Origin of the sequence: Achromobacter pulmonis, from assembly GCF_902859765.1 — a bacterium.
Classification (GTDB): Bacteria; Pseudomonadota; Gammaproteobacteria; order Burkholderiales; family Burkholderiaceae_B; genus Achromobacter; species Achromobacter pulmonis.
In genome coordinates this window covers 24746-50749 of sequence record NZ_CADIJV010000016.1, presented here as the reverse complement: position 1 = coordinate 50749, position 26004 = coordinate 24746, and the positions used below count along the sequence as shown (strand labels likewise).

Annotated in this window: 23 protein-coding genes; 12 read left to right on the top strand and 11 right to left on the bottom strand. The window is 67.6% G+C overall.

Annotation, left to right across the window (positions count from 1 at the left end):
- Positions 1–262 precede the first annotated feature (262 nt).
- The 7 genes from HV701_RS14950 (at position 263) to HV701_RS14920 (ending at position 7532) form a co-directional block, all read left to right on the top strand.
- A complete protein-coding gene (locus tag HV701_RS14950) occupies positions 263–1285 on the top strand; it encodes an amino acid ABC transporter substrate-binding protein (protein WP_175133806.1) in 1023 nt (340 codons plus the stop codon).
- A gap of 149 nt (positions 1286–1434) precedes the next feature.
- Positions 1435–2295: an IclR family transcriptional regulator gene (locus HV701_RS14945; RefSeq protein ID WP_175133805.1), complete on the top strand. Its 861-nt coding sequence runs from the start codon at positions 1435–1437 to the stop codon at positions 2293–2295.
- 291 nt (positions 2296–2586) lie between these two features.
- On the top strand, positions 2587–3495 hold the full coding sequence (locus HV701_RS14940) for an arginase family protein (RefSeq protein WP_175133880.1): 909 nt from the start codon (positions 2587–2589) through the stop codon (positions 3493–3495).
- A 41-nt stretch (positions 3496–3536) separates the two neighbouring features.
- Positions 3537–4328, top strand: a complete 792-nt coding sequence (locus HV701_RS14935) for an ABC transporter substrate-binding protein (RefSeq protein ID WP_175133804.1) — start codon at positions 3537–3539, stop codon at positions 4326–4328.
- 31 nt (positions 4329–4359) lie between these two features.
- Positions 4360–5052 (top strand): amino acid ABC transporter permease, encoded by a 693-nt coding sequence (locus HV701_RS14930; protein WP_175133803.1) that lies wholly within the window; start codon positions 4360–4362, stop codon positions 5050–5052.
- Between the two features lie 4 nt (positions 5053–5056).
- Complete coding sequence (locus tag HV701_RS14925) at positions 5057–5809, top strand: amino acid ABC transporter ATP-binding protein (RefSeq protein ID WP_175133802.1); 753 nt, start codon at positions 5057–5059, stop codon at positions 5807–5809.
- 166 nt (positions 5810–5975) lie between these two features.
- Positions 5976–7532, top strand: coding sequence for an acetolactate synthase large subunit (locus HV701_RS14920; RefSeq protein ID WP_175133801.1), 1557 nt, complete (start codon positions 5976–5978; stop codon positions 7530–7532).
- A gap of 39 nt (positions 7533–7571) precedes the next feature.
- Here the strand turns inward: HV701_RS14920 and HV701_RS14915 are convergent, their stop codons facing one another.
- From HV701_RS14915 to HV701_RS14880, 8 genes are all read right to left on the bottom strand, one after another.
- A complete protein-coding gene (locus tag HV701_RS14915; RefSeq protein ID WP_175133800.1) occupies positions 7572–8282 on the bottom strand; it encodes an ABC transporter ATP-binding protein in 711 nt (236 codons plus the stop codon).
- Positions 8270–9043: an ABC transporter ATP-binding protein gene (locus HV701_RS14910; RefSeq protein WP_175133799.1), complete on the bottom strand. Its 774-nt coding sequence runs from the start codon at positions 9041–9043 to the stop codon at positions 8270–8272. Before HV701_RS14910 ends, HV701_RS14915 begins: the two co-directional genes overlap by 13 nt.
- On the bottom strand, positions 9036–10070 hold the full coding sequence (locus HV701_RS14905; protein WP_175133798.1) for a branched-chain amino acid ABC transporter permease: 1035 nt from the start codon (positions 10068–10070) through the stop codon (positions 9036–9038). The genes HV701_RS14910 and HV701_RS14905 overlap by 8 nt, the downstream gene beginning before the upstream one ends.
- A 2-nt stretch (positions 10071–10072) precedes the next feature.
- Complete coding sequence (locus HV701_RS14900; protein ID WP_175133797.1) at positions 10073–10954, bottom strand: branched-chain amino acid ABC transporter permease; 882 nt, start codon at positions 10952–10954, stop codon at positions 10073–10075.
- A 13-nt stretch (positions 10955–10967) separates the two neighbouring features.
- The gene (locus tag HV701_RS14895; protein ID WP_175133796.1) at positions 10968–12128 is read right to left on the bottom strand and encodes an ABC transporter substrate-binding protein; all 1161 of its coding nucleotides are present in this window, start codon (positions 12126–12128) and stop codon (positions 10968–10970) included.
- Between the two features lie 19 nt (positions 12129–12147).
- Entirely contained in the window at positions 12148–12993 is an 846-nt protein-coding gene (locus HV701_RS14890) for an alpha/beta fold hydrolase (protein WP_175133795.1), read from the bottom strand.
- Positions 12990–14549, bottom strand: coding sequence for a benzoate-CoA ligase family protein (locus HV701_RS14885; RefSeq protein WP_175133794.1), 1560 nt, complete (start codon positions 14547–14549; stop codon positions 12990–12992). The genes HV701_RS14890 and HV701_RS14885 overlap by 4 nt, the downstream gene beginning before the upstream one ends.
- 159 nt (positions 14550–14708) lie before the next feature.
- Positions 14709–15179, bottom strand: coding sequence for a DUF4863 family protein (locus tag HV701_RS14880; protein ID WP_175133793.1), 471 nt, complete (start codon positions 15177–15179; stop codon positions 14709–14711).
- Between the two features lie 178 nt (positions 15180–15357).
- Between HV701_RS14880 and HV701_RS14875 the strand changes: the two genes are divergently transcribed.
- The 5 genes from HV701_RS14875 (at position 15358) to HV701_RS14855 (ending at position 21535) form a co-directional block, all read left to right on the top strand.
- Complete coding sequence (locus HV701_RS14875; RefSeq protein WP_175133792.1) at positions 15358–16266, top strand: helix-turn-helix transcriptional regulator; 909 nt, start codon at positions 15358–15360, stop codon at positions 16264–16266.
- 290 nt (positions 16267–16556) lie between these two features.
- A complete protein-coding gene (boxC, locus tag HV701_RS14870; protein WP_175133791.1) occupies positions 16557–18218 on the top strand; it encodes a 2,3-epoxybenzoyl-CoA dihydrolase in 1662 nt (553 codons plus the stop codon).
- A gap of 107 nt (positions 18219–18325) precedes the next feature.
- Complete coding sequence (boxB, locus tag HV701_RS14865; protein WP_175133790.1) at positions 18326–19753, top strand: benzoyl-CoA 2,3-epoxidase subunit BoxB; 1428 nt, start codon at positions 18326–18328, stop codon at positions 19751–19753.
- 51 nt (positions 19754–19804) lie between these two features.
- A complete protein-coding gene (boxA, locus tag HV701_RS14860; protein WP_175133789.1) occupies positions 19805–21040 on the top strand; it encodes a benzoyl-CoA 2,3-epoxidase subunit BoxA in 1236 nt (411 codons plus the stop codon).
- Positions 21041–21094: 54 nt separating this feature from the next.
- On the top strand, positions 21095–21535 hold the full coding sequence (locus HV701_RS14855; RefSeq protein ID WP_175133788.1) for a MaoC family dehydratase: 441 nt from the start codon (positions 21095–21097) through the stop codon (positions 21533–21535).
- A gap of 14 nt (positions 21536–21549) precedes the next feature.
- Here the strand turns inward: HV701_RS14855 and HV701_RS14850 are convergent, their stop codons facing one another.
- The 3 genes from HV701_RS14850 to HV701_RS14840 form a co-directional block, all read right to left on the bottom strand.
- A complete protein-coding gene (locus HV701_RS14850) occupies positions 21550–22536 on the bottom strand; it encodes a TRAP transporter substrate-binding protein (RefSeq protein ID WP_175133787.1) in 987 nt (328 codons plus the stop codon).
- 311 nt (positions 22537–22847) lie between these two features.
- Entirely contained in the window at positions 22848–24041 is a 1194-nt protein-coding gene (locus HV701_RS14845; RefSeq protein WP_175133786.1) for an acyl-CoA dehydrogenase, read from the bottom strand.
- 128 nt (positions 24042–24169) lie between these two features.
- Entirely contained in the window at positions 24170–25852 is a 1683-nt protein-coding gene (locus tag HV701_RS14840; RefSeq protein WP_175133785.1) for a thiamine pyrophosphate-binding protein, read from the bottom strand.
- Between the last annotated feature and the right edge of the window lie 152 nt (positions 25853–26004).

Here is a 26004-nt window from a genome sequence, read left to right as displayed (position 1 = left end):
GCCGTCCAGCGGACAGGGCGCGAAAAAAGTATGGCACGCGGGCCCGGCCTGGCCGCGGCGCGAGCCCGTCAATAAAGTTCGATCACCGGACTTCATGAGTCTCTACCTAACCATTTGCTACTCGGGTTTCCACTAGGGCCGGGCGCGTTGTTCACTCAGTGGACATCGCGTAATCTGGCGGCCGGTCCATAACGCATGGGCTTGGTTTCAGCCGCTGTGGGCCTACAGGCCGGCGCGGGCATCTAATTCAGGAGAAGCAATAATGAAGCGGTTGATTTCGTTTGCTGCCGGCGCGCTTGCCCTGGCGTGCGCCTCCCAGGCGGCGGTGGCCGGCCCGACGCTGGATGCAGTCAAGAAGAAAGGCTTCGTGCAGTGCGGCCTGACCGATGGCGTTTCGGGCTTCTCGGCCACCGACAGCAAGGGCGAATGGGAAGGCATGGACGTGGACATCTGCCGCGCCGTCGCCGCCGCCGTGTTCGGCGACCCGACCAAATTCAAGGGCACCGCCCTGTCCACGCAGCAACGCTTCACCGCGCTGCAGTCGGGCGAGGTCGACGTGCTGCTGCGCACCGTCACCCTGACCCAGACGCGCGATACCTCGCTGGGCCTGTCGGCCGTGGCCGCCAGCTTCTACGACGGCCAGGGCATCCTGGTGAGCAAGAAGCTGGGCGTGAAAAGCGCCAAGGAACTGAACGGCGCCACCGTCTGCGTGCAGCCGGGCACCACCACCGAACTGAACCTGGCCGACTGGTTCCGCGCCAACAACATCGAGTTCAAGCCGGTCGTGATCGACAAGGTCACCGAAGTCGTGCGCGCCTTCGAATCGGGCCGCTGCGACGCCTTCACCGACGACGCCTCGCAGCTGGCCGCGGTGCGCGCCACCCAGGTGGCCAAGCCGGATGACTACGAGATCCTGCCGGAACGCTTCTCCAAGGAGCCGCTTGGCCCCATGGTGCGCCAGGGCGACGAGAACTGGCTCGGCATCGTGCGCTGGACGCTGTTTGCGCTGCTGGAAGCCGAGGAATACGGCATCACGCAGAAAAACGTGGACGAGATGCTCAAGAGCAACAACCCCAATGTCCTGCGCATCCTGGGTGTGACGCCGGGCGCCGGCAAGAACATGGGCCTGGACGAAAAGTGGGCCTACAACGCGATCAAGGCCGTGGGCAACTATGGCGAAGTGTTCGAGCGCAATGTCGGCAAGGACAGCAAGCTCGGACTGCAACGCGGCACCAACGCGCTGTGGAGCAAGGGCGGCGCGATGTATCCGTGGCCGATCCGCTGAGCATGCCAGCCTGAGCTGGAACGGCCCGCCGCGCGCGGGCCGTTTGTGTTTTACGGCCCGTGCGACGAGCAATGGCGGGATCGTCATGCGATATGGCCGCACCGTAATGCGGTACGCTATGCGCTTTTCCACCGGACGCAGCGCGCGCCATGACGCAGACCCGACCCGAGGACTCTCCCTTGTTCATTGCCGCCCTGGCACGCGGTGTTTCCGTGCTGCGGGCCTTCAGCGAGGGCCGGCCGGCCATGACGCTGCCGGAACTGGCCGAAGCCACCGGCCTGAGCAAGAGTTCGGTGCAGCGCTTCACCCACACGTTGTGGACGCTGGGCTACCTGCGCAAGGACCCCGCCAGCAAGAAATTCTCGCTCGGGCCGTGGTCGCTGGAACTGGGCATGAAGTATGTGCAGACCAGTCCGCTGGTGCTGGGGGGCAATCCGTTCCTGCACTCGCTCAACCGCAATTGCCAGGAAACGTGCAGCCTGGCCGAGCCCGACGGGCTGGACATGGTGTACGTGGCGCGCTTTGCGACCCACAAGGAAATGTTCGTCAACATGCCGGTCGGCATGCGACTGCCGCTGTATTGCACGGCGGCCGGCCGCGCGGTGCTGGCGCGCCTGGATCCGGACGTGGCGCGCGGGCTGCTGGCGCGATGCGAGCGCAAGGCCTATACCGCGGCCACCATCACCGGGCTGGACGCGCTGCTGGCCGAGTTGGAGTTCGCGCGCCGCCATGGCTATGCGCGTTCGAACGGCGAGTTCTACCCCGGCGACATCACCGTCAGCGCGGCCGTGCTGGATGCCGGCGGTACGCCGCTGGGGGCGGTCAACGTCTCGGTGCCGTCGAGCCGCTGGTCGTTCGAGCAGGCGCAAGCCGTGTTCGGCCCCCAAGTGGTGGAGACCGCGCACGCCATCAGTGCCTCGCGCACCTTGGGGCGCTCGCATCCCTTCTATGAGCTTGAACCGCCCGGCGGCGCGCTGCGCGCCACGCCGTTTGCCGACGACGACGCCTGAGCGCGATCGCGGCGCCCCGCAGGCGCCGGCCCGGTGCGCCGCCGGTGCGCCCGCAGGGTGCCGCGCGTCCTGATTCCATACTTATTTTGTCGGATATTCCGTTGCCAATTCAGGGGAACTCCCTAATTGGCGGTGCCTTGGTGTACGCGCTAATCTGATTTTGACACGATCGTATCGCATAGCGATTTGATTGAATCTAAATTATCGGTTCGCCCAGATAGCGGGCCGTCGCCAAGGAGCTGCGCAGTGCCGTCGTCCGCCGAAGTCCGCTTTCATCCCGTGCCGGGATTCATGGGCCTGCCAGCGGCCCGCGCCGCCGCAGCCGGCGCGGCGCGCGCCTGCGTGGTGGGCATCCCGTTCGATTGCGGCACGCACCCTTTCCGGGTCGGTTCGCGCCAGGGGCCGGACGCCATCCGCGAGCAGTCGCGCCTGCTGCGGCCGGTGGATATCTTCCGCCGCCATGGCATCGACAATCCGCCGGAGTTCCTGCGCGCGATCGACGTTGGCAATGTGGCCTGCCATCCGGGCGATCCGGACGCTTCCTATCCCTTGATCGAGGCAGGCATCGGCGCCATCCTCGACAGCGGCGCGATCCCGATCTCGATGGGAGGCGATGGCGCGGTGACCCTGCCGCAACTGCGTGCCGTGGCGCAACGTCATCCCGATTTCGTGGTGCTGCACTTCGATTCGCACACCGACACCTATCCGATCCCTGGCTACAACACCGCCACCACCTTCACCCGCGCCGCCGAAGAAGGATTGCTGGACGTGCAGCGCAGCTACCACGTGGGCACGCGCGGCAGCTCGTTCATGCCGGGCGTGCTGGAATTCGGCCGCGAGGTTGGCTACACCATCGTGCCGTTCGATGAGTTCGACGCGGACCAGCGCGGCGCGCTCGATGCCATCAAGCAGCGCATTGGCCAGCGGCCGGTGTACCTGTGCTTCGACATGGACATCTTCGATCCTTCCTGCGCGCCGGGCGTCTGCACGCCGGAGTGGGGCGGGCTGTCGCCCAAGGAAGGGCTGGGCCTGCTGCGTCAGCTGGCGGGCCTGAACTTCGTGGCGTTCGATGTGAACACCGTCTCGCCGCCACAGGACGTGCAGGGCGCCACGGCGTTCCTGGCCGCCACCGTCATGCAGGAATTCTGCGCCCTGGCGGCGGTGGCGGTACGGCAGTACCCGCAAGGACGTCCGGACTGAACCGGCGCATTGCGGCATCCATTTCATACAAGGGGAATAGCATGAAACTCAAATCCATCCTGCTGGGCCTGGCGTCGGCCGCGTTGCTGGCGCAGGCCGGCGCCAGCGTGGCGCGCACGCTCGACGAAGTGCGTGCCGACAAGACCTTGAACGTGGTGACCACCGCGTCCGCGCCGCCGCACGGCTTCAAGAACCCGCGGTCGAACCGGCTCGAAGGCATCATGGTGGACGTGGCCGCCGCGGTCGCCAAGCACCTGGGCGTGGCCGACACGCTGACGGACGTGCCGTTCTCCGGGTTGATTCCGACGCTGACCTCGGGCCGCGCCGACCTGATGTCGGCGCCGTTGTTCATCACCGAGGAACGCGCCCGCGCCATCGATTTTTCGGCGCCGGTCTACGAATGGGGCGAAGGCATCGTGGTCAGCGACAAGGCCAAGCGCCGCTATGGCAAGTTCGAAGACATGCAGGGCCAGAAGGTCGGCGTGCTGGTGGACTCGGTGCAGTTCAACATGATCAAGGACATGCCGGGCACCAAGGTATCCACATACCAGGACTACTCGACGCTGCTGGCCGACGTGCGCGCCGGCCGTATCGACCTGGGCATCGTCGATCCGCCCAGCATCATCTACCAGATCAAGACCAAGAACATCCCCGGCGTGAAGCTGGACACCAGCTACCAGCCGCAGCGCAAGTGGCAGGTGGGCATGGCGGTGCAGAAGGGCAACGCGACTTTGCTGGAAGCCGTCAACGCCGCGCTGGCCGAGATGAAGCGCAACGGCGAACTCGCCGCGATCGGGCAGAAGTGGGGCGTGTCCGACCTGCTGAGCAAATAACGCGCCTCGCGCCACCGACAAGGAGCCGGAATTGGATCTCGCTACGTTGCGCATGTACCTGACCCCGCTGGCCGAGGGCACGGTATGGACCCTTGCGCTGTTCTTCTGTTCGGCCTTCCTGGCGGTGGCGCTGGGCCTGGTCGTGTGCCTGTGCCGCCTGTCGCGGCGGCCGGCGTTGAGCCGCGCCGCGCGCGTCTATATCGACATCATCCGCGGCACGCCGCTGCTGCTGCAATTGTTCTACATCTACTATGGCCTGCCGGAGCTGGGCGTGGTGATCAACGGCTTCGTGGCCGGCGTGCTGGGGCTGACGCTGAATTTCGGCGCCTATCTGGCCGAGCTGTTCCGCAGCGGCATCCAATCGGTGGACGCGGGGCAATACGAGGCGGCGCGCGCGCTGGGGCTGCGGCGCACGCAGCGGCTGCAGCGTATCGTGCTGCCGCAGGCGCTGCGCACCATCTTCCCGGCGCTCGGCAATTACGCGCTGGTGCTGGTCAAGGAGACCTCGCTGGTAGCCGTGATCAGCGTCTACGAACTGATGCGCGCCGGCGAGATGCTGGCCGGCGCCACTTTCCAGGCGCTGACGGTCTACACCATGGTCGGGGTCATCTACTTCGTACTGTGCAGCGCGCTGGCCTATCTGTTCCGGCGCTCGGAAAAGCGCCTGACCGTGCCCGGCTACTGGAGCGGCGCCGGCGACAACCACGATATCTCGAAGGCCTGACGCCATGGATGCAATCAACGACGTGGCGCCCATCATCAGCATGCGGGGCGTCTCCAAATGGTATGGCGACTTCAAGGTGCTCGACGGGCTCGACCTGGCGGTGCGGCCCGGCGAAAAGCTGATTCTTTGCGGTCCTTCCGGTTCGGGCAAGTCCACCACCATCCGCCTGCTCAACCGGCTGGAGGAACACCAGCGCGGCACCATCATTGTCGACGGCATCGAGCTGAACGACGAGGTCGGCAATATCGAGCGCATCCGTGCCGAGGTCGGCATGGTGTTCCAGCATTTCAACCTGTTCCCGCACCTGACGGTGCTGGAGAACTGCACACTGGCGCCGATGCTGGTCAAGGGCGTGGCGCCGGCGGAGGCGGAAAGCCGCGCCATGCAGTACCTGGAGCGCGTCAAGATCCCGCAGCACGCCGCCAAGTATCCGGGGCAGTTGTCCGGCGGCCAGAAGCAGCGCGTGGCGATCGCCCGCGCGCTGTGCATGCAGCCGAAGATCATGCTGTTCGATGAGCCGACCTCGGCGCTCGACCCGGAGATGGTCAAGGAAGTGCTCGATACCATGGTGGCCCTGGCGCGCGACGGCATGACCATGGTCTGCGTGACCCACGAGATGGGATTCGCGCGCGAGGTGGGCGACCGGGTGGTGTTCATGGACCAGGGCGCGATCGTCGAGACCGCCGCGCCCGACGAGTTCTTCCGCGCGCCGCGCACGGAGCGGGCGCAGGCCTTTCTGGGGCAGATCCTGGCGTAGGCGCGGCGCGCGCCGTCTGAAATTCCGTCCGACGGAACATGCCGAATGGTTCCATGCCGGCGCGCGCAACTGGCTCTAGCGGGTTTGCGCTACCCTACCTATCATGCCAATCGGGCCGGCGCGCCGCCGCCGGCCCGAGCTTACGTAAAACAACCAGGGAAAAACGATGAACGGCGCTGATAGTCTTTGCGATACCCTTCTGGCCAATGATGTGGACGTGTGCTTTGCCAATCCGGGCACGTCCGAGATGCACTTCGTCGCGGCGCTGGATCGCAAACCGAAGATGCGCTGCGTGCTGGGCCTGTTCGAAGGCGTGGTCACGGGAGCGGCCGATGGCTACGCCCGCATGGCCGACAAGCCGGCCGCCACGCTGCTGCACCTGGGCCCGGGCCTGGGCAACGGCCTGGCCAACCTGCACAACGCCAAGCGCGCGCGCACCCCGATGATCAACATCGTCGGCGACCATGCCACCTACCATGTGCAGTACGACGCGCCGCTGACCAGCGATGTCGAAGGCGTGGCGCGCCCCATGTCGCACTGGGTCAAGCGCGGCATGTCGGCCGAGTCGATGTCGGCCGACGCCGCCGAGGCCATCGGCGTGGCGCGCCGCCATCCCGGCAACATCGCCACCCTGATCCTGCCGGCCAACTCCGCCTGGACCGAACTGCCGGCCGACAGCGCGGTGGTGAAGGTGGTCGACGAGGCCGTGCCGCACACCACCATCGAGGCGGTTCGCGCCGCCGCCAAGGCGATCCGTTCCGGCGAAGTCACCACGCTGCTGCTCGGCAACACGGCGCTGCGAGAACGCGCGCTCAAGGCCGCTGGCCGCATCGCCCGCGCCACCGGCGTGCGGCTGATGTCCGAGACTTCCAACCGCCGCGTCGAGCGCGGCGGCGACCGCACGCCGGTCGACCGGCTGCCGTACCCGATCGACCTGGCCGTGGCCAAGCTCAAGGACGTGCGTCATCTGGTGCTGGTGGGCGCCAAGGCGCCAGTGGGCTTTTTCGCCTATCCCGGCAAGCCCAGCCTGCTGGCGCCGGAGGATTGCGAGAAGGTCGTGCTGGCCACGGTCGAGCAGGATCTGGCGCATGCGCTGGAATGGCTGGCCGACGAACTCGGCATCGCCGCCGACGCGCCGTGCCTGGCCGCGCCGGCGCCGGCCTACGAGGTCCCGGCCAGCGGCAAGCTGACCGGCGCCGCCGTCAACATCCTGGTGGCGCACCACCTGCCCGAGAACGCCATCGTCTGCGACGAGTCGATCACCCAGGGCCGCGAATTCCCGATCTACAGCGCCAGCAGCGCGCCGCACGACTGGCTGATGCTGACCGGCGGCGCCATCGGCATCGGCCTGCCGCTGGCGGCCGGCGCGGCGGTGGCCTGCCCGGACCGCAAGGTCATCACCCTGCAGGCCGACGGCAGCGGCATGTACACCTTGCAGGCGCTGTGGACCCAGGCGCGCGAGAACCTGGACTGCCTGACGGTGATCCTGGCCAATCGTTCCTACGCCACGCTGCACGGCGAGATGAAGAACGTGGGGGTGCAGGAGCCGGGCCGCAACGCGCGCCGCATGCTCGACCTGGAAGAGCCCTATCTGGACTGGACCCACTTGGCGCGCGGCATGGGCGTGGAGGCGGTCAGCGTCGATACGGTCGAAGGCTTTGCCCGCGCCCTGCAGGAGGGCCTGAAGCGCCGCGGCCCGTTCCTGATCGAAGCGCTGATCTGACGCCGCCGGCCCGCGCCGGGCAGTTCCGGCGCGGCGCGTTCAGACGCCCAGGTAGCGCGTCAATTGTTCGGGTTGGGCGGCCAGCGCCGTGCTGTCGCCGTCCTGCACGATCACCCCTTTTTCCATCACCAGGCAGCGGTCGGTGTGCGCCAGCACCGCGCGGTAGTTGCGGTCGACGATCAGCGTCGACATGCCGGTGGCGCGGATCTGCCGGATGATCTTCCAGATCTCGGCCACGATCAGCGGCGCCAGGCCTTCGGTGGCTTCATCCAGGATCAGCAGGTCGGGGTTGGTCATCAGCGCCCGGCCGATCGCCAGCATCTGCTGTTCGCCGCCCGACAATTGCTGGCCGCCGTGGCCCAGCCGTTCGGTCAGGCGCGGAAAGGTCTCCAGCACGCGCGCATAGGTCCAGTCGCGCCGGCCCTGTTCGCCGGCGCGCGCCGCCACCAGCAGGTTTTCGCGCACGCTCAGGTTGGGGAAGATGCCGCGGCCCTCGGGCACGTAGGCCACGCCCATCTGCGCGATCGCATGCGGCCGGGCGCGGGTGCAATCGGCGCCGCGCACCGCCACGCGGCCCTGCGCGCTGCGGATCTGCCCGACCAGGCTGCGGATCAGCGTGGTCTTGCCCATGCCGTTGCGGCCCACCAGTCCCACCGACTCGCCCGCCGCGATGCGCAGGCCGACGCCGCGCAGCACATGGCTGGCGCCGTAGTACACGTGCAGGCCGTCGGCTTCGATCAGTGCGCGCATGCGTACTCTCCGTCCAGGTCTTCGCCGAGGTATGCGGTGCGCACCTCGGCGTTGGCGCGGATCTGCGCCGGATCGCCGCTGGCGATGCTGCTGCCGTTGACCATCACCGTGATGGTGTCGGCGCTGCGGAACACCGCGTCCATGTCGTGCTCCACCAGCAGGATGGCGTGGTTGGCCTTGAGCGATTGCAGCAATGCCAGGATGCGGTCGGTTTCTTCCGGCCCCATGCCGGCCAGCGGTTCGTCCAGCAGCAGCACTTGCGGCTCGCCGGCCAGGCACATGGCGATCTCCAGTTGGCGCTTGCGCCCGTGCGGCAACAGACCGGCCGGCTGCGCGGCGTCGGCGGCCAGGCCGGTGCGTTCGAGCGCCTGCGCGGCCAGTTCGGCGCTGGCCGCGCAGGCCGTGGCCGGCCGCCACCAGCGCCAGAAGCGCTGGCGCCGGGCCTGGGCCGCCAGCCGGCAGTTCTCGAATACGGTCAGTTCGGGGAACAGCGTCGAGCGTTGGTAGCTGCGGCCCAGGCCGGCGCGGGCCCGCTCCGGCTGGCCCCAGGCGGTGATATCGCGCCCGCCCAGCGACACCCGGCCGCTGTGGGGCGCGAGTTCGCCGGACAGGATGTTGATCAACGTGGACTTGCCCGCGCCATTGGTGCCAATGACGGCATGGACTTCGCCACGCCGTAGCGCCAGCGACACGCCGTTGACGGCGGTCAGGCCGCCGAAGCGCCGGGTGACCGCGTCGGCAGCCAGCAGGGGGTCAGGCATGGGGTTCTCCTTGGATCGGCAGGGGCAGCGGCTTGGCGGCGGCGGCCGATGGGGCCGGCGCTTGCCGCGCGCGGCGCCGGCGCCATTGCGCCGGCAGGCCGGCCAGCCCGTCGGGCAGCAGCGCTACCAGCGCGATGATGGTCAGGCCCAGTGGCAGGTGCCAATGGCGCGCGTAGTCGCCGAACAGCGCCTGTGACTGGAACAGTTCCTGCAGCAGCACCAGCGTGGCCGTGCCCAGCACCGCGCCGCCCAGGCTGCCCATACCGCCCAGGATCACCATCAGCAGCACCAGCCCCGACTGTTCCCAGGCCAGCAGTTCGGGCGTGACGAAGCCGTCCTTGAGCGCGAACAGGAAGCCGGCCAGGCCGGCCAGCGCGGCGCCGATCACATAGGCCGACAGCTTGTACGGATAGGTCGAATAGCCGGCCGCCCGCATGCGTTGTTCGTTGATGCGGATACCGGCCAGCGCGGCGCCGAACGGCGAGCGCCGCAGCAAGGCCAGGAAACCCCAGGCCAGCGCCAGGCAGGTCAGCACGAAGAAGTAGTAGGTGTGGCCCTGGTCCAGGTCGAACGGCAGCCAGCCGCCGATGGCCGCCTGCGGCCGGAAATACAGATAGATGCCGTCGCTGCCGCCGCCGACCTCGGTGTCATGGAACACGTAATAGGCCATCTGCGCGAAGGCCAGCGTCACCATGATGAAGTACACGCCGCGCGTGCGCAGCGCCAGCGCGCCGGTCAGCGCGGCATAGGCTGCCGCTGCCAGCAGCGCCGCCGGCAACAGCAGCCACAGGCTGGCGGCTTCGGATTGCGGCGACAGCAGCGCGGCGACATAGGCGCCGATGCCGAAGAACGCCGCGTGGCCCAGGCTGACCAGTCCGGCGCCGCCCACCAGCAATTGCAGGCTGAGCGCGAACACCGCGTAGATCATGATCTTCACGGCCAGGCCGGTGTAGTAGTCGCTGCCGCTCCAGGCGAAGGCCGCCAGGGCCAGCAGGGTCGCGACAGGCAGGATTCGATGCGTCTTCATGGTCAGCCCTGTTTGAACAGCCCTTCGGGCTTGCACAGCAGAATCGCGGCCATCAGCACGTACACCAGCACGCCGGCGGCGGCCGGGAACAGCACCTGGCCGAAGGTCTCGACCACGCCCACCAGCATCGCCGCCAGGAACGCGCCGCGGATCGAACCGATGCCGCCGATCACCACCACCACGAAGCAGATGATCAGCACGCTGTTGCCCATGCCGGGATAGACCGACGACACCGGCGCGGCGATGCTGCCCGCCAGCGCCGCCAGCGCCACGCCGGCCGCGAACACCAGCCGGTACAGCTTGTTGACGTCGATGCCCAGCGCCCCTGTCATCTCGCGGTTGCTGGCGCCGGCACGCAGCATCATGCCCAGCCGCGTGCGCGCGATGACCCAGTACAGCAGCAGCGCCACCGCGATGCCCACCGCCGAAATGAACAGGCGGTACACCGGATAGCTCATCACGTCGCCCAGGGCGATGCTGCCTTGCAGCCAGGACGGCAGCGGCACGCCGTGGACGTCATTGCCGACCAGGATGCTGCGCAACTCCTCGAACACCAGGATCAGGCCATAGGTCATCAGCACCTGCTGCAAATGATTGCGGCGGTACAGGTAGCTGAAGAACGCCGCTTCCAGCAGATAGCCGAGCGCGGCGGCGGCCAGCACGCACACCGCCAGCGTGGCGACGAAGCCGCCGCCGAGCCAGCGCTCCACCGCCGGCCCCAGCGCGAACGCCATGTAGGCGCCGATCATGTAGAAGCTGCCGTGCGCCAGGTTGATGATCCCCATGATGCCGAAGATCAGCGTGAGCCCGCTGGCCACCAGGAACAGCAACAGGCCGTACTGGAAGGCGTTCAGGCTCTGGATGAGCAGGATGCCGACGTCCATGGGAGCGCCGTCCCTAGAGCTTGCAGCCGCGCGCGGGGTCGGCCAGCTTGCGCACGGCCACCTCGACCACCTTGTTCTCCAGGCCGTCGACGCGCCGCAGGTAGATGTCCTGCACCGGGTTGCCGGCCTTGGACAGCGTGAACGGACCGCGCGGGCTGTCGACCGTGGCGCCGCGCATGGCCTGGCGGAATTCCGCCTTCTTGCCGAAGTCGCCCTTGACCGCCGCCAGGCCCGACTGCATCAGTTGCGCGGCGTCATAGCCCTGCACCGCATACACGTCCGGCTGCATGTTGTAGGCCTTGCCGTAGTCGGCGCGGAAGGCGTTGTCGCGCGGCGTGTTCAGGCCGTCGGCATAGTGCAGCGTGGTCAGCAGCCCCTGCGCCGACGCGCCCTGCGCCTGCAGCGTGCCGTCGGTGAGAAAGCCCGAGCCGTACAGCGGAATGGTCTTATCCAGGCCGGCCGCGTGATAGTCCTGCACGAATTTCACGGCGCCGCCGCCGGCGAAGAAGGTGAACACCATGTCGGGCTTGAGCGCGGCGATCTCGGTCAGCAGCGACTGGAATTCGACATTGGGGAAGGACAGGCTGAGTTCCTTGACGACTTTGCCGCCGGCCTTTTCGAAACCTTCCTTGAAGCCGCCGATGGCTTCGTCGCCGGCCGCGTACTTCCAGGTGATGGTCACCGCGGTCTTGTGGCCGCGCGCCTTGGCCACCGGACCCATGGCGTAGGCGGGCTGCCAGTTGGTGAACGAGGTGCGGAAGATGCCGGGGCCGCACAGCGGTCCGGTGATGGCGTTGGCGCCGGCGTTGGTCACGATCAGGGTGGTGTCGGTGTCTTTGGCGGCCTTGGCCAGGGCCATCGCCACTCCCGAGTGCACGGTGCCGATCAGCACGTCGACCTGGTCGCGCTTGATCAGCCGGTTGGCGTTCTCGTCGGCCTTGGAAGGGTTGGACTCGTCATCCACCTTGAAGTACTCGAGCTCGCGCCCGCCGAGCTTGCCGCCTTGTTCGGCCACATACAGTTTGAAGCCATTCTCGATGGCGGTGCCGAGCGCGGCATAGGTGCCGCTGTAGGGCAGCATGAAGCCGACTTTGAGTTTGTCGGCGGCCAGGGCGCCGCTTGCGGCCAGCATCAGCGCCGCGCCTAGCGCGGCCCGGGTCAGGGCGTGGGTCATGGTGGAGTCTCCGTGCTTGTCATGGGCTGCCGCTGGGGCGGCCGGGTTGTTCCAGCGCGCCGACGAAGCCGGCGATGGCCTGGATAACGGTGGCGGGCTGGTCCTTGTGCGGCGAATGGCGGCAGTCGGGAATCTCCAGCAGTTGCGTCTGCGGCGCGGCGCGGCGGATACCGCGTATCTGTTCGAGCGTGCCGTATTCATCGTCCACGCCCTGCATCGCCAGGACCGGACAGGTAATGCGCGGCAGATGTTCTTCGATGTTCCAGCGGCGGAAGGCGGGATCGAGCCAGATATCGTTCCAGCCCCGGAAGGCCGAATCGACGTCGTCGTGGTGGCGCGCCAGCCGCGCGCGCAGATCCGTGTCCCGGTAGGCCTGGCGCGCCTGTTCGATGTGGGTCACGGTGCGGTCCTCGACGAAGATGTGCGGCGCGGCGACCGCCACGCCGGCCACCGCGCCGGGATGCATGGCGGCATAAAGCAGGGCGATCGAGCCGCCATCGCTGTGGCCGAACAGGATGGGGCGGTCGCGTCCGGCGTCGATGCCGAGCGCGGCGAACAGCGCCGGCAGCGCCTCGCCGGCCTCGCGGTGCATGAAATCCACCTGGCGCTTTTCCCCCGCCGCCAGCGGCGTGGAGCGGCCATAGCCGTAGCGCGAATAGACCAGGCCGCGGCAGCCGGCGGCCGCGCAGGCCTGTCGCGGCCAATCCTTCCACATCGACACCGAGCCCAGCCCTTCGTGCAGGAACACCAGCAGCGGCGCGTGCGGGCGCGATGCCGCGATCCACTGGTATTCCAGCTGCAGGGGGCGGCCGAACACATGCACGTCGGCGCGGGCGCCGGATGCGGGAAGCGGCACGGCGCTCATGGCGTGACCTGTTCCAATTGCCGCAGCCGGAAGCGCTGGATCTTGCCGGTGGCGGTCTTGGGCAGTTCGTCGGTGAAGTCGATCTGGCGCGGGTATTTGAAGGGCGCCAGGTGCTGCTTGACGTAGCGTTGCAGGTCGGCGCCGGTGTTGGCGTCGGGCGCATAGCCCGGCCGCAGCACCACATAGGCCTTGGTCTTGACCAGCCCATCGTGATCGGGCACGCCGATCACCGCCGCTTCCAGCACCGCCTCGTGCTGCACCAGCACGTTCTCGACCTCCACCGGCGACACATATTGGCCGCTGACCTTGATCATGTCGTCGCTGCGGCCGGCATAGGTGTAGTAGCCGTCGGCGTCGCAGATGTACTTGTCGCCGCTCTTGAGCCAGTCGCCCAGAAAGCACTGGCGCGTCTTGTCGCGGTTGTTCCAGTACATCAGCGCGGCGCTGGGGCCTTTGATGTAGAGGTCGCCGATGGCGCCGGCGGCCACCGGCGCGCCGTTGTCGTCGCGCAGCTGTACTTCGTAGCCGGGCACCGGTTTGCCGGTGGTGCCGTAGCGTAACTGGCCGGCGCGGTTCGACAGGAAAATGTGCAGCATCTCGGTCGAGCCGATGCCGTCCAGGATGTCACAGCCGAAATGGCGCTGGAAGCGTTCGCCGATGTCGCGCGGCAGGGCTTCGCCGGCCGAGGTGCAGATGCGCATCGCCACCTGGTCGCGCGACGGCAGGTCCGGCGCGGCCAGCATGCTGGCGTAGAGCGTCGGCACGCCATAGAACACGGTCGGGCGGTGCCGCACCAGGCGCTGGAACACGGCTTGCGGCGTGGGCCGCTCGGCCATCAGCACGACGGTGGCGCCGACCGACAGCGGAAACGTCAGGCCGTTGCCCAGCCCGTAGGCGAAGAACAGCTTGGCGGCCGAGAACGCCACGTCGTCCTCGCGGATGCCCAGCACCGGCTTGGCGTACAGCTCGGCGGTGTGCCACAGATTGCCATGGGTGTGGACCACGCCCTTGGGCTTGCCGGTGGACCCCGACGAATACAGCCAGAAGGCGATTTCATCGGACAGCGTGCGCGCGGCGGGCGCCAGCGGGGCGGCGGCCAGCAGCGCTTCGAGGTCGTGGGCGCCGTCAGGCAGCGCCGCGGCCGGGCGCGACACCACCAGGTGCTCGACCTCGCCGGGCGCCTGAGCCAGCGCCGCCTGCAGCGTCGGCAGCAGGCTCCCGGAGACGAAGGCGGCCCGCACGCGGCTGTGGCTGAGGATGTAGGCATAATCGTCCGGCGTCAGCAGCGTGTTCACCGCCACCGGCACCACGCCCGCGTGCAGCGCGCCCAGGAACACCACCGGCCAGTCGGCCGTGTCCTGCATCAGCAGCAGGATGCGCTCTTCGCGCCGCAGCCCCAGCTGGCGCAGCGCGCCCGCCATGCGGGCCACGCGCTCGGCCAACTGGCCGTAGGTGATCTGGCCGCTATCGTCGATGTAGGCGGGTTTGGCGGCGCGCGGCGCGTTCAAGGCGGCCAGGTGGCTGGCGAAATTCAGTTCGGTGGGGCAGGCATTCACGGTTGTCTCCTGGTGTCCTGGCGGGCGGGGCGGCCCTTGCGGCGGTCCGCAAGCGTCTGGCGGCTTGTCGTGACCGGCGGCATGGCAGGGGCGTGGGTCAGCCGACGCCGGCGGTGGGCCGGCCGCGCGCGATGCGGCGGCGGGGAAGCGGACGCGGATTCATGGCTGGGTGAACTCGATGGCGCCGCCCGGCAGCAGATACAGCACCAGCGCGCGGCCCTGCGTCACCGTGGGGCGATGGGCGCTGCCAGGTCCGTAGACCAGCCAGCCGGCGCCGTGGCCGTCGAAGCGGGCCTCGGCGGTCAACGGCATGATCAGGTCGATTTCGCCATTCGGATGGGCGTGGTGCGGGCCGGCCAGGTCGTCCATGTCGACCACATCGACCGAGCAGCCGGCCAGATCCTCGGCCGGCTTGATGACGCGGCCATAGCGGATGCCGCCGCCTTCCCGGCTGCACATCCAGCCGTCGGCCACGCCCTGCCTACAGGTGGCGAAGATGTCCGCGTACAGGGCGCTGTCGGGGCCGGCCTCGGCATTGAGCCGCTGTTGCAGGGCGCCGTCGAGCGCCTGGCCGGCCATCAGGCCTGTCACCTGGCGCATCAGCGCGTGGAATTGTTCTGGCGTGCTCACCCTGTCTCCTCCTATACACTGTCGGCGCTTCAGCGGCGGATGCAATCCAATGCTGTTTTGCGACACCTGACACACTGTTGAAGCCATGGAAGGAAAAATAGTGCTTCCATTGATGTGGGTCAAGCACTATAGTGCATAAATCGGGTGTTATCAGGGTTTTTGCGGAGTCAGCTACACCATGAACCAAGCGCTAGACACGGCGCCAACCGAACCCAGGCGGGAAGCCTTTTTGGTGGCATTGGGCGAGCGGGTGCGCCGCCTGCGGGCCATACGCGGCATGACGCGCAAGAGCCTGTCGCAGGTGACGGGCGTGTCCGAGCGCCACCTGGCCAACCTGGAACACGGGGTGGGCAACGCCTCGATCCTGGTGCTGTTGCAGATCGCCAAGGCCTTCAACTGCGCGCTGGCCGAGCTGGTTGGCGACGTCACCACCGAATCGCCCGACTGGCTGTTGATTCGCGAACTGCTCAGCGGCCGCACCGAATCCGACCTGCAGCGCGCCCGCGAGGCGCTGACCCAGTTGTTCGGCGTGGGCGCCGGCGCGCAGCGGCCCAACCGCACCCAGCGCATCGCGCTGATCGGTCTGCGCGGCGCCGGCAAGTCGACCCTGGGTCAGATGCTGGCCGACGACCTGGGCTACCCGTTTGTCGAGCTGAACCGCGAGATCGAGCGCGTCGCGGGTTGCAGCATCCTGGAGATCCACAACCTGTATGGCCCCAACGCCTACCGCCGCTACGAGCGCCGCGCGCTCGAAGAAGCGGTACAGATCTATCCGGAGATGGTGCTGGCCACGCCGGGCGGACTGGTGTCCGAGCCCGCCACGCTCAACCTGCTGCTGGCCCATTGCTATACGGTCTGGCTGCGCGCCACGCCCGAAGAGCACATGGGCCGCGTGATGGCGCAGGGCGATTTCCGGCCCATGTCCGGCAACAACGAGGCGATGGCGGACCTGAAGCGCATCCTGGCCGGACGCGAGGCCTTCTACGCCAAGGCCGACCTGACCTGGGTCACCAGCCACCTGGAGGTGCAGGAGAGCTTCGCCGGCCTGCGCGCGCAGGTGCGCAAGGCCTGCGGCCTGCCGTTGTAACGCCCGCGTCCTTGCGCCGGCCGCCGGGGCCGCCCTTTGGGGCGGCCTTTTCTTTGGCGGCCTTTTCTTTGGCGGCCTTTTCTTTGGCGGCCTTTTCTTTGGCGCGGCGCAGGGGGGCGGGGCGTCCGCGCACCGGAAGCGGCGCCAGCGGCCGGCAGCGCGGCGGCATCCTGCGATCTGCACTTTTGTGCATCTTTTGCTTGACGGTGATTTTCGCCTGCACTAATCTGCATAATAATTCATGTCGTGCAGTATTTTTCCTGTCCGATTCGGGCATTAGGAGACAAGCGATGAGCAGCACCGCCAGCAAGGTCGACTTTCGGACCGATCCCACCCAGTACCGTCATTGGCGCCTGTCGTTCGATGGCCCGGTCGCCACGCTGGCGATGGACGTGGCCGAAGACGGCGGCCTGCGCCCTGGCTACAAGCTCAAGCTCAATTCCTACGACCTGGGCGTGGACATCGAGTTGCACGACGCGCTGCAGCGCATCCGCTTCGAGCATCCCGAAGTGCGCAGCGTGGTCGTCACCAGCATGAAGGACCGCATCTTCTGTTCGGGCGCCAACATCTTCATGCTGGGCCTGTCCTCGCATGCCTGGAAGGTCAACTTCTGCAAGTTCACCAACGAAACCCGTAACGGCATCGAGGACTCCAGCCGCCACAGCGGCCTGAAGTTCATCGCCGCGCTCAACGGCGCCTGCGCCGGCGGCGGCTACGAGCTGGCCCTGGCCTGCGACGAGATCCTGCTGGTCGATGACCGTTCTTCCTCGGTCGCCTTGCCCGAAGTGCCGCTGCTGGGGGTGCTGCCCGGCACCGGCGGCCTGACCCGCGTGACCGACAAGCGCCGCGTGCGCCATGACCACGCCGACATCTTCTGCACCTTGGTCGAAGGCGTGCGCGGCCAGCGCGCCAAGGACTGGCGCCTGGTCGACGATGTGGTCAAGCCGGCGCAATTCGAGGCCGCGGTGCGCGCGCGCGCGCTGGCCCTGGCCGAAGGCAGCGACCGTCCGGCCGGCGAGGCCGGCGTGGCGCTGACGCCGCTGGCGCGCGAGGAAAGCGCCGATGGCTTGTCCTACCGCTACGTCGACGTGCGGCTCGATCGCGACAAGCGCCAGGCCACCTGGACCGTGCGCGCGCCGCAGGGCCCGGTGGAATCCGAACTGGCCGACATCCTGGCCGCCGGCGCGGCCTGGTGGCCGTTGCAGATGGCGCGTGAGCTGGACGACGCCATCCTGTCGCTGCGCACCAATGCGCTGGACATCGGCACCTGGATCTTCAAGACCGAGGGCGATGCGCAGGCCGTGCTGGCGGCCGACGCCGCGCTGCAGCGCCACGCCGGTCACTGGTTCGTGCGCGAAACAGCCGGCCTGCTGCGCCGCACGCTGGCGCGCCTGGACGTGACCTCGCGCAGCCTGTTCGCGCTGGTCGAGCCGGGCTCGTGCTTTGCCGGCACGCTGCTGGAACTGGCGCTGGCTGCCGACCGCGGCTACATGCTGGACAGCGAGGGCGAGGAACACGAGGCGGCCCAGTTGATCGTGGGCGAGAGCAACTTCGGCGCCTACCCGATGGTCAACGGCCAGAGCCGTTTGCAACGCCGTTTCCACGAGGAACCGGCGCCTTTGGAAGCGGTGCGGGCCCGCGCCGGCCAGCCGCTGGCCGCGCGCGAGGCGCTGGAACTGGGGCTGGTGACCTACGCGCCCGACAGCATCGACTGGGATGACGAAGTGCGCATGATGCTGGAGGAGCGCCGCGCGCTGTCGCCCGACGCGCTCACCGGGCTGGAGGCCAACCTGCGCTTCGGCGGCCGCGAAACCATGGAAACGCGCATCTTCGGCCGCCTGACCGCGTGGCAGAACTGGATCTTCAACCGTCCCAACGCGGCGGGGGAGAAGGGCGCGCTCAAGTTGTACGGCAAGGGCGAACCGGCGGCGTTCGACTGGAACCGCGTCTGATCGGCTTCCCACGGCAAACACCGAGACACGGCGTCGGTCCGCATGCGGCCGGCGCCCCACGTACCCGACGCCGCCCCGACGCGGCCTTCCATCCAGGAGCAGAGACAATGTCAGGCATCAACTACAGCGACAAGATTCCCAATAACGTCAACCTGTCCGGCGACCGCACGCTGCAACGCGCGCTGGAGCACTGGCAGCCCAACTACCTGCAATGGTGGCAGGACATGGGCCCTGACGGTTCCCACGGCTTCGATGTCTACCTGCGCACCGCCGTCAGCGTCGAGCCCGACGGCTGGGCCCACTTCAACCATGTGCGCATGCCCGACTACCGCTGGGGCATTTTCCTGGCGCCGCAGGACGGCCAGCGCAAGATCCACTTCGGCGAAAACATGGGCCGCGACGTGTGGCAGGACGTGCCGGGCGAACATCGTGCCAACCTGCGCCGCATCATCGTCACGCAGGGCGACACCGAACCCGCTTCGATCGAGCAGCAACGCCACCTGGGCCTGACCGCGCCGTCGCAGTACGACCTGCGCAACCTGTTCCAGATCAACGTCGAGGAAGGCCGCCACCTGTGGGCCATGGTCTACCTGCTGCACCGCTACTTCGGCCGCGACGGCCGCGAAGAGGCCGACGCGCTGCTGCAGCGCACTTCCGGCGATTCGGACAACCCGCGCATCCTCGGCGCCTTCAACGAGAAGACGCCAGACTGGCTGGCGTTCTACATGTTCACCTATTTCACCGACCGCGACGGCAAGTTCCAGCTGTGCGCGCTGGCCGAATCCAGCTTCGATCCGCTGGCGCGCACCACCAAGTTCATGCTGACCGAAGAGGCGCACCACATGTTCGTGGGCGAATCCGGCATCTCGCGCGTAATCCAGCGCACCTGCGAAGTGATGAACCAGCTCAAGACCGACGACCCCGCCGCGGTGCGCGCCGCCGGCGTCATCGACCTGCCGACGATCCAGCGCTACCTGAACTTCCACTACAGCGTCACCATCGACCTGTTCGGCGCCGACCAGTCGTCCAACGCCGCCATCTTCTACGGCTCGGGCCTGAAGGGCCGCTATGAGGAAAGCAAGCGCAACGACGACCACCAGCTCAAGAACGACACCTACCGCGTGCTCTCCGTCGACAACGGCAAGCTGCGCGAAATCGAGGTGCCGATGCTGAATGCGCTGAACGAAGTGCTGCGCGACGACTTCATCCGCGACTCGGTGGCCGGCATCGGCCGCTGGAACAAGGTGATCGAGAAGAGCGGCATCGCCTTCCGCCTGCAGGTGCCGCACAAGGCCTTCAACCGCCAGATCGGCTCGTTGGCCGGCATCCGCATGTCGCCCGAGGGCGAGATCCTGTCCGAAGCGCAGTGGCAGGCGCACCGCCACCAGTGGCTGCCCACGCCGGAAGACCGCGCGTTCGTCGCATCGCTGATGGGGCGCGTGACCGAGCCGGGCAAGTTCGCCAACTGGATCGCGCCGCCGGTCATGGGCATCAACCGCCAGCCGGTGAACTTCGAGTACGTACGTTTCAACTAAGGCCCCGCGGCGGCGCCTGGCGCCGCCGCCCCGCGCATTCGGATGACCGCGATGAACGCAGCCCTGCCCGTAGCAGTCCTGAAGCAGCACCTGATCGATCCCGAGATCTGCATTCGCTGCAACACCTGCGAAGAAACCTGTCCGATCGACGCGATCACGCACGACAGCAACAACTACGTGGTCGACCCGGACATCTGCAACGGCTGCATGGCCTGCGTGCCGCCGTGCCCGACCGGCTCGATCGACAACTGGCGGCTGGTGGCGCGCAGCGACGCTTACTCGGTGCAGGAGCAACTTGGCTGGGACGAGCTGCCGCGCGAGCAGCCCTTGCCGGACGCGCTGGCCGCCGTGGAGCCGGCAGCGGATGCGGCCATCGACCCCGCGCCGGCGGCGCAGGCCAGCGTGACGCCGGGCGCCAGCGTGCCGCCCTGGTCCGCCGCGCATCCCTACGTCAACCTCTATACCCACAAGACGCCGGTGACCGCCACCGTGGTCGGCAACTACCGCGTGACCGGCGCCGACACCGACAGCGACATCCATCACATCGTGCTGGACTTTGGCGAACTGCCGTTCCCGGTGCTGGAAGGCCAGTCCATCGGCATCCTGCCGCCCGGCACCGACGCCCAGGGCCGGCCGCACCATGCGCGCCAGTATTCGCTGGCCAGCCCGCGCGACGGCGAGCGCGCTGGCTATAACAACCTGTCGCTGACGGTCAAACGCGTCATCGAAGACCACCAGGGCCAGCCAGTGAGCGGGGTCTGCTCCAACTACCTGTGCGACCTGGCCAGGAACGACACGGTGCAGGTGATCGGGCCCTTCGGCCATACCTTCCTCATGCCGAACCACCCGGGCGCCAATCTCATCATGATCTGCACCGGCACCGGCTCGGCGCCGATGCGCGCCATGACCGAGCGCTACCGGCGCCGCATCGAGACCGGCGAGAACGGCCGGCTGATGCTGTTCTTCGGCGCCCGCACCGAACGCGAGCTGCCGTACTTCGGCCCGCTGATGAAGCTGCCGCGCGACTTCATCGACATCAACCTGGCCTTGTCGCGCGAGGCCGGCCAGCCCAAGCGCTACGTGCAGGACCTGATCCGTGAACGCGCCGCCGACGTGCGCGGCCTGCTGGCCGATCGCAATACCTGCATCTACGTCTGCGGCCTGAAGGGCATGGAAGTCGGCGTGCTGGACGCATTGCGCGACGTGACGGTGCAAGCGGGACAGGATTGGACTATCCTGCACGATGTGCTGCGCCGCGAGGGGCGGCTGCACTTCGAGACCTATTGAGCGGGCGGCTGCGGCCGCTCGCGAACGGTCGCTAATGCGAGGGGAAGTCCACCAATGAAGTTCGCTGATTTCAAGGACGGCATGCTGATCAAGGCCGGCCCGGTCACCATCACGGAAGCGGAAATTCTCGATTTTGCCCGCAAGTTCGACCCGCAGTGGTTCCACACCGATCTCAAGCGCGCCGCCGAGGGCCGCTGGGGCGGCCTCATCGCCAGCGGCTGGCATACCTGCGCGCTGGCCATGCGCATGGCGGTGGACGCCGCGCTGCACGATTCCGAATCATTCGGTTCACCGGGCCTGGGCGAAGTGCGCTGGCGCACACCCGTGCGGCCAGGCGACCAGCTGCGCCTGGAAGCCCGCGTGCAGGGTGCGCGCACCTCGTCGTCCCGTCCCGACCTGGGCATCATCACCTGGGCCTGGACGGTGATCAACCAGCACGACGAAGCCGTGCTGGAACTGGACGCGACCAGCCTGTTCGATCTGTCGGGGGACTAGGCCGGCTTCGGCGATCAGGGCCGCCGTACCGCCTTCAGGATATTCGCACCCTCCGGTCCCGTCGCCGCTTCCCATTGTTTTACCGAATCCGCCGCCGCCTCCTTCAATGCGCGGCGCACCGCTATGGGCACTGCGGTATCGATGGTCACGCCGTTCTTGCGCATGTTGGCGTAGTTCTGTTGCAAGCGGCCCTCGATGCGTTTCCACTGTTCGGCTTCGGTCTGCGCGGCGGCCTGGTCGATGGCCTTGCGCGACTTCGCGTCCAACGCCTGGTAAGCCTGCAGATTCATCGTGGCCACCGAGATCGGCATGGCGTAGTTGATCTCCGCAAAACGCGGCAGATGTTCCCACAGCTTGCGGCCGGCGCCGCCGTCGCCCGAGGACAGCACCGCGTTGACCTCGCCCGAGGCGATGCGCGGCATCGCATCCGCGAACGAGATGTTCTGCGCGCGTGCGCCGGCCTTCTGCATCACGTTTTGCGAGGTCGCGTCGTATGTGCGGATGCTCAGGGCCTTGAGGGCCGCCACGCTGTCGACCTTTTGCTTGGACCAGATACCCGAGGCCGGCCATGGCGTGGTGTAGAGCAGCTTCTGGCCGTGCGCGGCCAGCAGCTTTTCATAGGCGGGACGCGCCGACTTGTTGAGCGCGCGGGCCTTGGTCAGCGAATCGGCCAGGAACGGCAGCGAGGACACGCCGAACAGCGGGTATTTCGTCGCCAGCGCGCCGGCGAAGGCGTCACCGGCATCGACCTTGCGCGCCTCGACGGCGTCGATCATGTCGCCGGACTTGATGCCGCGGGCGGCGTCGAAGCTGGTGTCGATCAGAACCTGGCCACCGCTCTTGCTGCGCACCAGGTCAGCGAAGGTGGACACGCCTTGCCCCGGCATCGAGGTGGCCGGATACTCGGTGGTCATGGTGAGGGTGGTGGCGGCAAATGCGCCGTGGCTGGCAAAGGCGATGACGATGCCCGCCCACAGGCGGAACGAGGGACTGCCGTGCATGCGCGACTCCTGGTCGTGACGAAAAATCCGGGGTCGGGCAGGCCGATGCAGCAGGCCGGCGCCAGGCCAATGCCGCACAGCGTACGGCAAGGGCCGGATGCCGGCTAGATCCTGAAAACCCTACGTTGTCACGATGTCGAAGGGGCCCCGCCCAGCGCTTCAAGCTGATGCCCGGCCAGGACCAGCGAGGTCGGCGTCGTTGGGACTCTGCCAAAAAAAACGCCCCTCGAAAGGGGCGTCAACGTTTCGCCATGGCGGCGAACCGCGCGTCGGGAGCAGAGCCGGGCTCCTTCCGCGCAGCGAACTGTGAATCAATAGAAGGCCTGGATGCCGGTCTGCGCGCGGCCCAGGATCAGGGCGTGCACGTCATGGGTGCCTTCGTAGGTGTTGACCACTTCCAGGTTGACCAGGTGGCGGGCCACGCCGAATTCATCGGAGATGCCATTGCCGCCCAGCATGTCGCGGGCCAGGCGGGCGATGTCCAGCGCCTTGCCGCACGAGTTGCGCTTCATGATCGAGGTGATCTCGACGGCGGCGGTGCCTTCGTCCTTCATGCGGCCCAGGCGCAGGCAGCCTTGCAGCGCCAGCGTGATCTCGGTCTGCATGTCGGCCAGCTTCTTCTGGATCAACTGGTTGGCGGCCAGCGGGCGGCCGAACTGCTTGCGGTCCAGGGTGTATTGGCGGGCGGTGTGCCAGCAGGCTTCGGCGGCGCCGACCGCGCCCCAGGCGATGCCGTAGCGGGCCGAGTTCAGGCAGGTGAAGGGACCCTTCAGGCCGGACACGCCGGGCATCATCTGGTCGTCGGACACTTCCACTTCGTCCATCACGATTTCGCCGGTGATCGAGGCGCGCAGGCCGACCTTGCCGTGGATCGCGGGGGCGGACAGGCCCTTGGTGCCCTTTTCCAGGATGAAGCCGCGGATCTTGCCGTCGAACTCGCCGCCGACGCACTTGGCCCACACCACGAACACATCGGCGATGGGCGAGTTGGTGATCCACATCTTGTTGCCGGTCAGCTTGTAGCCGTCGGCGGTCTTGACCGCGCGCGTTTCCATGCCGCCGGGGTCGGAACCGTGGTTGGGTTCGGTCAGGCCGAAGCAGCCGATCCACTCGCCGCGCGCCAGCTTGGGCAGGTATTTCTGCTTCTGCGCTTCGCTGCCGAATTCGTTGATGGGCACCATCACCAGCGACGACTGCACGCTCATCATCGAGCGGTAGCCGGAATCGATGCGCTCGACTTCGCGGGCGATCAGGCCGTAGCTGACGTAGTTCAGGCCGGCGCCGCCGTATTCGGCGGGGATGGTGGCGCCCAGCAGGCCCAGCTCGCCCATTTCGGAGAAGATTTCCGGGTCGGTCTTTTCGTTGCGGAAGGCATTCAGCACGCGCGGGGCCAGCTTGTCCTGCGAGTAGGCGTGGGCGGCATCGCGCACCATGCGTTCTTCTTCGGTGAGCTGCTGGTCCAGCAACAGGGGGTCTTGCCAGTGGAACGAGGGATTCGAGGACATGCTGGGTCTCCGCTATGGATTTCCGTTTTCGGAATCTGGAAAGTTTAAACCTAAAATAATTGGCGCGGCAACCCGGGGTTTACGTGACGCGCGGGCGCGTCGCCGTGGGTTGCCGCCGCCCCGGGGTATCAGTGCTGGGCCTTGAGCGCCGCGTCGCGGATCTTGTCCAGCGTGGTCGACGGCGTGATGGCCTGCGGGTCGATGAAGCAGTGCAGGATGGCCGGCTTGCCACTGGCCAGCGCGCGTTCGAAGGCCGGGGCGAACTGCTCGGTGGTCTCGACGCGTTCGCCGTGGCCGCCGAAGGCGCGGGCGTAGTCGGCGAAGTCCGGGTTCTTCAGCTCGGTGGCGGACACGCGGCCGGGATAGTGCTTTTCCTGGTGCATGCGGATGGTGCCGTACATGCCGTTGTCGACCAGCACCACGATGATGGGCAGGTCGTACTGCACGGCGGTGGCGAATTCCTGGCCGTGCATCAGGAAGCAGCCGTCGCCGGCGAAGCAGACCACGGTCTTGTCGGGCCAGACGCGCTTGGCGCCCACGGCCGCCGGCAGGCCGTAGCCCATCGAGCCAGACGTCGGCGCCAGCTGCGTGCCGAAGCGGGTGAAGCGGTGGAAGCGGTGCAGCCAGGTGGCGTAGTTGCCGGCGCCGTTGGTCATGATGGCGTCGGCCGGCAGGGTCTTTTCCAGGTAGTCCATGACCTGGCCCATCTGCAGCGCGCCCGGGGTGGCGACGGCTGTCGGGTCGCTCCATTTCAGGTACGACTCGCGCATGGCCTGCGTGCCTTCGGCCCAGGCCGGCTGGGCGGGGGCTTTCACGCCGGCCAGCGCCGCGGCGAAGGCGGCGGGCGAGGTGTTGATGGCCAGGGTCGGGCGGTACACGCGGCCGAGTTCGGCGGCATCCGGATGCACGTGCACCAGCTTCTGCCTGGGCACCGGGATGTCCAGCAGGGTGTAGGCCTGGCTCGGGTTTTCCGACATGCGGCCGCCGACCAGCAGCACCAGGTCAGCGTCGGCCACGCGCTTGAGCAGCGCCGGGTTGATGCCCAGGCCGACGTCGCCGATGAAACACGGGTGGTCGGCGGGGAACAGCATCTGGCGGCGGAACGACACCGCCGTGGGCAACGCGTGGCGCTGCGCGAAATCGGCGAACTGCTGCACCGCGCGCGCGTCCCAGCGCGTGCCGCCGAGAATCGCGACGGGGTGCTTCGCCTGCGCCAGCAGATGCTCCAGGTCGGCCAACTGGCCGGCGGTGGGGGCGGAGTCGATGACTTCGTAACGCGGCGCGTCGGCCACCTGGGCGGCTTCGACCAGCATGTCCTCGGGCAGCGCGATCACCACCGGGCCGGGGCGGCCGGAGGTGGCGATGTGGAAGGCGCGCGAGATCAGTTCGGGAATGCGCTCGACCTGGTCGATTTCGGTGACCCATTTGGCCTGGGTGCCGAAGACGGCGCGGTAGTCCATTTCCTGGAAGGCCTCGCGCTCGCGCATGCCGCGTTCGATCTGGCCGACGAACAGGATCATCGGGGTCGAGTCCTGCTTGGCGATGTGCACGCCGGCCAGCGCATTGGAGGCGCCCGGGCCGCGGGTCACCATGCAGATGCCGGGTTCGCCGGTCAGCTTGCCGTGGGCGTCGGCCATCATGGCCGCGCCGCCTTCCTGGCGGCAGACCGTGACCTTGATGTCGGCGTCGTGCAGCCCGTCCAGCACCGCCAGGTAGCTCTCGCCGGGAACGCAGAATACGTGTTTGACGCCTTGGGCGACGAGCTGGTCGACCAGGATGTGGCCGCCGAGGCGGGATGCTTGCTGGGACATGGTGGGTGTCAGGATGAGCCGAGAATAAGACTCCCGAGCATAATGTTCCTTGATCGCACAACGCAATTGATAAAATTGCACAATCTATTGATTCGCCGGCACGACCCGGCGGGACGGCCCGGGCCGCGTCGCCATTGACGCTGCCGGGCGGT